The organism is Serratia sp. BIGb0234, from assembly GCF_024809915.1.
GTDB classification, from domain to species: Bacteria; Pseudomonadota; Gammaproteobacteria; order Enterobacterales; family Enterobacteriaceae; genus Serratia; species Serratia liquefaciens.
In genome coordinates, this window is sequence record NZ_JANUEI010000023.1 from 1 (window position 1) to 9,328 (window position 9,328).

General features: G+C 56.4%; 8 protein-coding genes. 7 read left to right on the forward strand and 1 reads right to left on the reverse strand.

Translation table 11 applies throughout. The annotated features are described in order from the left end of the window. Positions 1-77: 77 nt before the first annotated feature. Positions 78-752 carry a glycoside hydrolase family protein gene (locus M2407_RS26055; RefSeq protein ID WP_259220253.1) on the reverse strand — a complete coding sequence of 225 codons (675 nt, stop codon included), beginning with the start codon at positions 750-752 and terminating at the stop codon, positions 78-80. A 474-nt stretch (positions 753-1,226) separates the two neighbouring features. Here M2407_RS26055 and M2407_RS26060 point away from each other — a divergent pair, with 474 nt between their 5' ends. From M2407_RS26060 to M2407_RS26090, 7 genes are all read left to right on the forward strand, one after another. Next, a complete protein-coding gene (locus tag M2407_RS26060; protein ID WP_259220254.1) occupies positions 1,227-1,871 on the forward strand; it encodes a DNA methyltransferase in 645 nt (214 codons plus the stop codon). 16 nt (positions 1,872-1,887) lie between these two features. Further along, the gene (locus M2407_RS26065) at positions 1,888-2,109 is read left to right on the forward strand and encodes a hypothetical protein (RefSeq protein ID WP_259220255.1); all 222 of its coding nucleotides are present in this window, start codon (positions 1,888-1,890) and stop codon (positions 2,107-2,109) included. Positions 2,110-2,525: 416 nt separating this feature from the next. Next, complete coding sequence (locus tag M2407_RS26070) at positions 2,526-2,951, forward strand: antirestriction protein (RefSeq protein WP_182825565.1); 426 nt, start codon at positions 2,526-2,528, stop codon at positions 2,949-2,951. A 57-nt stretch (positions 2,952-3,008) separates the two neighbouring features. Further along, positions 3,009-3,242 carry a hypothetical protein gene (locus tag M2407_RS26075; protein WP_259220258.1) on the forward strand — a complete coding sequence of 78 codons (234 nt, stop codon included), beginning with the start codon at positions 3,009-3,011 and terminating at the stop codon, positions 3,240-3,242. Positions 3,243-4,379: 1,137 nt separating this feature from the next. Beyond that, the gene (locus M2407_RS26080; RefSeq protein ID WP_182825567.1) at positions 4,380-4,673 is read left to right on the forward strand and encodes a ribulokinase; all 294 of its coding nucleotides are present in this window, start codon (positions 4,380-4,382) and stop codon (positions 4,671-4,673) included. 86 nt (positions 4,674-4,759) lie between these two features. Then, the gene (locus tag M2407_RS26085; RefSeq protein WP_259220259.1) at positions 4,760-5,890 is read left to right on the forward strand and encodes a ParB/RepB/Spo0J family partition protein; all 1,131 of its coding nucleotides are present in this window, start codon (positions 4,760-4,762) and stop codon (positions 5,888-5,890) included. Further along, positions 5,887-9,129 carry an AAA family ATPase gene (locus tag M2407_RS26090; RefSeq protein WP_259220260.1) on the forward strand — a complete coding sequence of 1,081 codons (3,243 nt, stop codon included), beginning with the start codon at positions 5,887-5,889 and terminating at the stop codon, positions 9,127-9,129. The genes M2407_RS26085 and M2407_RS26090 overlap by 4 nt, the downstream gene beginning before the upstream one ends. Positions 9,130-9,328 lie beyond the last annotated feature (199 nt).

Sequence of the window (9,328 nt, forward strand, 5' to 3'; positions counted from 1 at the left end):
GAGAATAATCGCGTTGTGTGCGTTTAACATACTGGTTCATCACATTTTCCTCTGTGCGTGAGTAAAATGTGTCAACGCTATTCAGGACGGGTCATACCCATGTTATAAGCCATGTCATGCAAGGCCACTTTGGTGTTTTCAGGAAAACTGTCAAAGCCAGCATAAAGTCCCCGCAAACTAGTCCGGTCACTGTTAATGTGTTTAACCGCCAGCGAGCCGATTTCAGCGTCAGACAGTACCATCGCACTCCCGGACCATTGTGCTGTCTTCTGGCGTTGGGTTAGTGATTTGTTATTAAATACATCCTTTACTCCCTGGTAAGCAGAACGAATATCAGAGTCAGAGGCATTCACATAACCTACCATTTCGTCACCGTGGCCACGCGTGACGCGACGGTTTTTAAACCCCAACCGAGTTGCTGATTCTGGTGTCGACAACAGCGAACCGATCCCGACGGTCACGTTCCCCAACGTATCAGCATACATATTGTGAGATAATCCTTCCCAACGCACCGTATTGTTAAAAATCGCTGTTAGCTCTGAGGTGCTAAGACTGGGAGCATCCGAGGATAGAGAGCCCATATTAAAGCGACCGGAATAAGCTCCTGTACCGGATTGATTCCCACCATTACTGCCACCATTGCCCCCGCCTGAACCGCCGTTGCCGCCAAATTCATTGGGATTATAATTACGCACATCGCCATAGGGCGTATGGCTCACACCCCAGCCAGAACCGCTGTTTGGATCACTCATGATAGTTCCTTATTAAATAGGTTAACGAGGTAATGTTTTAATCCGGAACGCCAAATTCAAAACAAGGTGGTAACCGGATAGAAATGAGTGTATTCCTGTGATTTATATAAAGCGCCGCAGAGAGGATGTGGAGAACACCACACAACAACGGGACTTTCTTTGGATCCTTTTTAGCATCTGCTAGGTTTGTATTGTCCGGGATGAGGCTTAAATAAATGTCGCACTTTGCAGCTTCGCTCCCACTGGGCCTTTAACGGCCTGCAGCCCGATGACATCTTGCCATACCCCGGCTTGGGCGGGGCGACGGAAGTCCCGTCTTCAAGCGGCTTTCGCGGCATATCCTTGCCGCATGCGGCTGCGGTATTCCACGTCCGCTTGACCCGCAGCGGTGCCTGGCCGCGCTGACATCGGGCCGCAGGGAACGGGTGCCGTACTGGCACCCTCCTGCCGTCCCTTGCCAGACGAGGAACGTGTATGTCCCGCTATGTCCTGGGTGACTCCGTACAGGTCATGTCCACTTTTCCTTCCGCCAGTATCGATTTCATTTTGACCGATCCGCCGTACCTGGTCGGTTTTACCGACCGCTCCGGGCGCTCTATCGCCAACGACACGAATCACGACTGGGTATTGCCGGCGAGCCGCGAAATGTTCCGCGTGCTCAAACCCAATAGCCTGATGGTCAGCTTCTACGGGTGGAACCGTGTTGATACTTTTGTTAGTGCCTGGAAACAAGCCGGTTTTCGCATCGTTGGTCATCTGGTCTTTGCCAAACAGTACGCATCCAAATCTGCCTTCGTCGGCTACCAACATGAGAATGCCTACATCCTGGCTAAAGGCCGCCCGCCATTGCCGGCAGACCCCCTTGGCGATGTGCAGTCATGGCAGTACACCGGCAACCGGCACCACCCGACAGAAAAGCCGGTAGCCAGTCTGCAACCGTTGATTGAGTCGTTTACTCAGCCCGGCGCCATTGTACTGGACCCGTTCAGTGGTTCGGGTTCGATCTGTGTTGCGGCGGCTCAGGCCGGGCGTCGTTATATCGGTATCGAGCTGCTACCGGATTACCACGCGGTAGGTTGCCGTCGCTTGGCGGCGTTACGCGGCCGCCATGCGGCATAAAGGGGAGGGCAGAGCGATGAACTATCAGGGTAATGGAAAGTTGCGTATCGACATCGCAGCACTGGCGAACGACATGTGCGAGATGCATATCAGGCTGCACGAGCTGTCTCGCGCCTACTTCTGGAATAGTGACGTGCTGGTCGAACGCCTGGTCGGCCAAATATTACGGGATGCGCATGATCTCTACGTTGAGAGCTACAAAGCCATCAACGAGCTGGACCAACACTTCAAAGACTAAGTGACCAGGTACACGCGGGCAGGGAAATCTGCCCGTGTTGCCAGGTGTTTGCCTCCGGTCGCGGCGGCGCGTCGAACGCCGCCCACCCGTCATACCGCCACGCGGCCCTTGCCGGCGATGCCGGCGCCGCAAAGGGCGCAGGCTGGGCCTGCCCACACCTTTCTAAATCTTTTTCTTCTGCGGCGTCTGCGTGATGACGGCCTGTGCCGTCCCCAAACGCTAGTCCGGCGCGGTTGTGTCGCAAAGGAAGATGAACCGCCGCCGGCACACGTTCGCACCCGTTACGGGCGTTCAGCCCGCAACGGCCTTGCGCTGCGTCTTTGGCGTCGCCTTTGCGCCCCGCCCTCAGGGCCAGACTTTCGAATGGGTACGGCACCGGCCGGTGTCGCTAACCCTGAAACTGTGGAGGTAGTCCCATGCAACATGCTCACTCTGTCGCGCTGCACGTGTGTGAATCCGATCGTTTGTCATTCCTGCCGTACTTGTTTGCCGATGACTTCCTGCGGGCCGAAATGCAGGTCTATGCCACGGCTGATCGCTATCTGCCCGAGTACAACGGCGGTTTCTGGCATTTCATCCGGTTGCCTGAGGGCGGCGGTTACATGGCACCCGACATCGATCAGGTGCAACTGATCAATGCCGACAACTGGTTTGATAAAACCCTCAGCGGCGACGCGGCCGGCATCGTGTTGACGTCATTGGTTATCAACCGCCGCTGCTGGTTACACCATGACAAGGGCAACGCCGGGATGGTGAACCTGTATATGCAGCGGGAAGAGGAACTATGGGCCTACATCGAGACACACCCCGAGTGTGCCGATATTCGCCGCGCTCTGGACTGACTGAAATTCAAATGCGGGCGGCGATGCCGCCCCTTATTAACGGTTTGAGGACTTATCATGAACGAGATGACCATTGCTGCCTTTATCAAACGTTTACAATGTTATGCCCCGGAAACCCTATGCTGCGGCACCTTTTGGTTGCCAGATGATTTTTTGTCGTTAAATAGCACGTTGACGCCAGAGGAAACCGAGGCAGCGATGCAGTTGGCCACCGATCGGCACGATGCGGGCATTGGGTATAACTGGGACTACCTCACCGCGATTGTTGAGGATATTGTCAGCGAGCGTTGATGGACTATGGCCAACGGGTTGGAAATCGGCCCGTTTGGTGGCAAAGATAAAAGTTAGCCGGCAGCGGCGTTTTCATCCGCGCGCAAACCCCTTGTCACCTGCAATACCCTGGCTGATAGAGGGAAAGTGAGTATGGGGGAACTCTCATTGCAGGGTAGTGAGTCGAGTCGGATCAGTTCCCGCGGAGCGAACCAGTAACCAAACTTGGAGCCGTCCATCAGGTTCGCCGTGTGAGAGCAGATCTATTCCGAACGGCTGGATGATGGCGAAGACACCAGGCGCAATATTGTGGCACTCGTTAATTTTGGGCCTGTTGCCTATCGTTTCGCGCAGAAGGTCCAGCAAGTGCTGACGATCCCAACTCACCGGGATCTGTGGGCGATAGGGAAGCGTCCGGAGATGGGCTAGCGCTGCGTCTATGTCCGTTTCACTGACAACCAGTTCTTGCTGGCGAGAGCCTAACATATCTAAGTATCTCCTTCGGTGGTGAATACGGGGATAGAGCGGTTAACTATCGTAAATGAACTGGCCTGGAATGGGAATTACCGAGGTAAACCAACCCGTTTTTATAGCTTATCTTAAACGCCCTCTTATCTGAAAATAGCAATGTGTCGAGGTTTGCCGGTATAGCAGATAGATCACGATAAAACGATACGTCCGGGGCGGTGGCCGACCGCAAGCGCCCGACCATCAGTCTACTCGGCTAGCCATCCGCTTTCGCGGCTGACAAGTCTCGCCGAACCCCTACGGGTTTCGGGCCCTTCGGCTCAGGGCTGCAAGCCAACGTCCAGGGCAGGCGCTTTCAGCAGGCTATCGCCTGCAACGCTTTCACTGTTCGTCGCCCTGGCGACGATCGCTAAGGACACCCCAGCGTTCGCTGTGTCGGGTTGATCCTTATTCAACCTGCCAGGGTGCTTTAGCCGCAGTAAGTCTTCCCGCCGCAACTGATAACAGCACAACGCCTCGCTTAAACGGCAAGGGGTGTAATGAACTCCACCAAAAACTTTTTTCTCCCTACGGTCATAAAAACTTTTTGTCTCCGCCCCTTACTGCCGCTCATCGCTATGCTGAATCAGTTTTCTTGCGACGGCGAATACTCACAGCGGCATCAGTTATCACCCCACGGAGGATTTCAACATGGCTCAACAAAACGTCAAAGGCGCGACAACGAAGCCTACAGCAGCATCAGCACTGAACAACGGTGGTCTGTCTGACGCGCAGGTGTATGACCTTGTTCGTCATGTGCAGTTGGCCTGTGGGGGCCGCACTACCGGCACGATGGCACCGCCGTCTGTTCCGGCACTTGCTGAGTATTTCGTTCTGGCAGAAGGGGATTTTGATTCGCTGGCCGTCTGGGTCGTTGATGGCTGGCCTGTTGCCGCCAGTGACGAAGCCAACTGGACGCACTGGCAGATCGTCGAAGTGAAGTAAAAAAGCAGGGTTTCCCCTGCTCCATACCGCCGGATTTGACGCCCGTCTTACCGGCTTGACCGTAATAACTTTTGGAGAGAAATCACATGTCTAACATCGATACTAAAGCACCAACCAAAGCAAAATCAACCCCGAAAAAATCCACGACTAAAGCAGCGGCGTCAAATGACTCAACTCAGTTTGTTGAGGAGACGTTGGCAAATGCCCCGGTTGAAGTTGTCATGCTCAAGCAATTGGCGAAAACCAGCCTGAACGCCCGTAAAACTCCGGCAACGGCCGCAGACATTGAGGGACGGGCGACCAGCATTGAAGGGGTAGGCGTACTGCAAAACCTCGTCGTATTCCGCATGGTTGATGGCCAGTTTGGTGTCGCCGCTGGCGAAACCCGCCGTTTGGCGCTCAACCTGCTCATGGAACAAGGTCGGTCAGCGGCGGGAGTGCTGGTTTCGCCAGAATTTCCGGTTGTGGTCAAAGTGGTCGATGAAGACAAAGCCCGTGCGATTTCTTATGCCGAGAACGGACAGCGCTCAAACCTGACGCCCGCCGACCAACTGGCGAACTTCCGTGATATGGCGGAAGATGGGACGCCGGTTGAGCAGATCGCGGCAATTCTTGGATACCGTACTGCGCATGTCAGAAAATGCCTCAAGCTGACAACGGTGGCACCGCAGCTACAAGAGCTGCTGAAAACCGACCAAATTACGTTCGACCAGTTGGGCGCGTTAGCCGCGACGGATGACCATCAGCGTCAGTGTCAGGTGTGGAATAATGCCCGTCATCATGAATCCCGTCAGACGTTTAAAGCGTTGCGCGAGAGTGTGCTGAACGACGAAGTGGCGGCGGCTGATAGCCATTTGGTGGCGTTCGTGGGTCTGGAGGCTTACAAGGCGGCAGGGGGTGAAACTCGCGAAGATCTGTTTGCCGAGAGCGTCATTCTGACCAACCCGATCCAGTTGGAAACGCTGGCGATCGCAAAATTGCAGGATGCGGCAGACACGGCGGCTAACAACGAAGGCTGGGCGTGGGCGCTGGGCCGTTATAACGAAGTAAAATATTGGGGGGAAGATGAAAAAACATTTTCTATCATCCGCTTATATCCAAAACTCACCGACGAACAGCGTGAAGAAATTAAACAACTCGAGGTTGAGCAAGAGTCGCTGGAAGAACTGCTCGAAGGGGCTGACGATGAAGTACACCCGACAGGCACGCATCGATGACACCATCAGGATACACAAACGGCGGCGTCAACGACACGCGCGGTCTGCGTAGTACCTACCAACCGGGGATGGTGTTGGAGCGGCTGCAGCCCGGCAATGTCATCGAGCAGTTGACTATCGTCGGCGTGGGCAAAGAAAACCACCGCCTGACAGTGGCAGATGCTCAAGGCCAACGACAGGGGCTAGACATCGGCGCCATCGACAGCCGCTATCGACTGTACCAGCCCAAAACGTTGGAGGTGCGGGAAGGAGAGCAATTGAAGGCCACCGGGGCGTTGCACAGCCGAAGCAAAAACGGCGAGTCCCTGAAGGTGGTCGGGATGAAGACCGGTAATTGGTTGTTCAAAGAGAGGCTGGTACTGGAAAAAGCCAACGGCGACCAATTGAAGGTCGGTACTGATGCCCCCCTTAAACTTGATTATGGCTATGTCGAGGCATTGGGGGCGAGCAGGCACAGTCGCGGTGCGGTGGTGGCGGTGCTCAGCGGCAAGGAAGTCAGCGATGCCACCGTCAACCAGCTGCGTCGCAGCGGTGACAATATCGTCGCCTTTACTCCACTGGATGAAGCCGCCATTACTGCCCGACTGGACAAGGAACGTCCTGGCGTCTCCATCACCCGGGGACTTCGCAGCCTCACTGGTCAAGATGACCTGACCCATGCGTTGCGCGATCTGCAGCAATCACGACTGGCACCACAGACACGTGCGATGCACCTGGCCATCGATAAGGTCACGGGCACGGGCGTCACCTTCTCAACGTTCAGGGCGGTGGAGAACGCGATGTCTGTTGACCGCAACCTCACCCCACAAGGGGCAATGGCTGAACTGGGAAGGTTGGAGCGGCGGGGCGATATCATCGCACTGGACGGTACTCAGGGTGCCGCCGGAGATTATGTGTCGCGTGCGAACTGGCAGAACGAGCTGACCATCCTGCGCCATATCGCCGAGGGGAAACACAGCGTCACGCCACTGATGCCAGGCGCCCGTGACCAACTGCAGACTGAGATGGCCGGTTTGACTGAAGGGCAAAAGCAGGCCGGTGGCCTGATCCTCGAGTCATCCGATCGCTTTATCCCTATACAAGGTTATGCCGGCGTGGGGAAAACCACGCAGTTCAGCGTGGTGGCCAGCGCCCTGCAGCAGTTAGACAGCCCACCGCAGGTGGTGGGGTTGGCACCCACCCACCGGGCGGTGTCGGAGCTCCAGTCGGCGGGGATTGATGCGCAAACCATTGCCAGCTTCCTTGGTGAACAGGAACGGTATCAGGCGCGGGGAGAAACGCCGGATTTCAGCAACACTGTCTTTGTCATCGACGAAAACTCCATGAATGGCAACGCGCAGATGGCGGCCCTGGTGGACATCGTCGCGCGTGGTAACGGGCGGGCGGTGCTAAGCGGCGACAAAGATCAGCTGAAATCGCTGGAGTCGGGTGCCCCCTTTGCGTTGATTTTAGAGCGCAGCGCTGCGGATGTGGCGGTGATGCAGGAAATCGTGCGCCAGACGCCGGCATTACGGCCGGCTATCGAGGCGATGATCGCCGGCAATGTGCGTGAGGCGGTAACGGTCGCTGGCCAGGTGGGACCAGAAACGGTTGCCCGTAATGGCGAGGCCTTTATCCCGGCCAGCAGCATCGTCGATTTGTCTGCGATGACAGAGATGGAGCGGGAACAGTCGGTGCCACTCGCAGGTGGAGAAACAATCCACGCGATGATCGCCGATGACTACGTGGGGCGCACCGCTGCGGCACGAGAACAAACACTGATTGTTGCCGAGCTGAACGTTGACCGGCGAGCCATCAACCGAGAGGTGCATGCGCGACTGCAGGAACAGCACGCTCTTGGTGACAGTGTCACTGTTCCCCAGTTGGTCAGGGTCAGCAATAGCACGGCAGACCTGGGAAGCATGACCTTCTGGCAGGAAAACACCGGCAATACCGTGCGTATGGGAGAACAGTATCTGACCGTGGGTGAGGCAGATGCGAAAAGCGGCGTTGTGGCGTTGAAGGGTGATAACGGCACGGAACAGTGGCTGTCGCCACTGACATTACGCACGCAGAACGTGGCGGTGTTTGAAACACAGTCCATTGAGCTCAGCGTGGGGGAGCGGCTCATTTTGACAGCGACCGATCGGGACCGGGTGCTGCGTACTAATGATCCGGCGACAGTGTCGGCAGTCACATCGGAGGGCAAAATCACGCTGACCCTGGGGGGGCGGGATATCACCCTGGATCCGATTAATCAGCCGGCCGACCAGCATTTCGATCATGGGTATGCCATTACCACCACCGGTTCACAGGGGGCCTCTATCAACAATGTTATTGGCCTGGTCGGGACCGAAGGGGCGCGCAACATGATGGCGGCGCTGGACAGCGCCTATGTCGGGTTCTCACGCGCCAAAGCGCATGTGCAGCTGTACGTCGACGATCTGGAAAGCTGGCAGGGTGCCGTAGAACGAAATAGTGGTCAACGTGAAACGGTGCATGACGTGCTGTTGCGCGCCGACGATGTACGGGCGGAGCAGGCCGATCGCGACTGGAGTCGTAGCAAGCCAGTAGAGGAAACCCGTTTGGCCGAAAAACTCGACGACGGTGTTGGTGATGCAGCCCGTTTTATGGGCGGCAAGTCGCCAGAACTGCTGTATGCGGTGCTTAACGAACAGGGGCGGCAACGAGGTAACTGGCATGTCCCGGTTTCGCCGACCACCGGTACGCTGAATATTGACCAGGCGCACTATGAAGGGGCGGAAGACGGACTTCGGATCGTGCTGCAGCAGGGCGACAGTGATGCGCCAGTCATGCAGGTCAGCACTTTGAAAGACGCTGTGGAGGCGATGGAGGCCCATCCGGGCAGTGCCGTGGTGCTGGAAAGAGAAGCGCCGATCGGCTCGACGGCCGTCACCAGCGACAGCGAGTCGGCTGTCACTGCGGCGGAAATCACCGCCCTGAGCCTAGAGAGCGAGCTGGAACAAGGCTTCCGGGACCCTGCCGACCCGCTTGAGCCGACGGAACAACCGGCCCGAGAGGTCGATGAGGAAAATGCACCGGTAGAGGTGAAAGACACCGAGGAAGCAATGTGGGCTGCGCTCGATGATGCGCTGTATGACCTGCAGGATGGCGCCGAGTATGACGGCTGGGGAGCCGGCGAGCAACCGCCGCCGATGATGAACGAGGAAGTGAATATTCTGCGTCATGAAGAACCGGCGCAGGACCTGTCCCACAACACCCAAAAAACCCTGGAGTAAGGCATATGTTTGTGACACTGGTCATGACCGTTACGGTCGTTGTTTTTTTGTTTGTGATCCTGTCTTGGCTGCCGATGATGCAGCCGGCCAATGCCGCATTACAGCCCCCCATGTCAGGGTAGTTGTCGCCTCCAACTGAAAAATCATCAGGGGGTTGGAGACGATATTTATGAAGACCTATTCACCCGAGCGTAAAGCG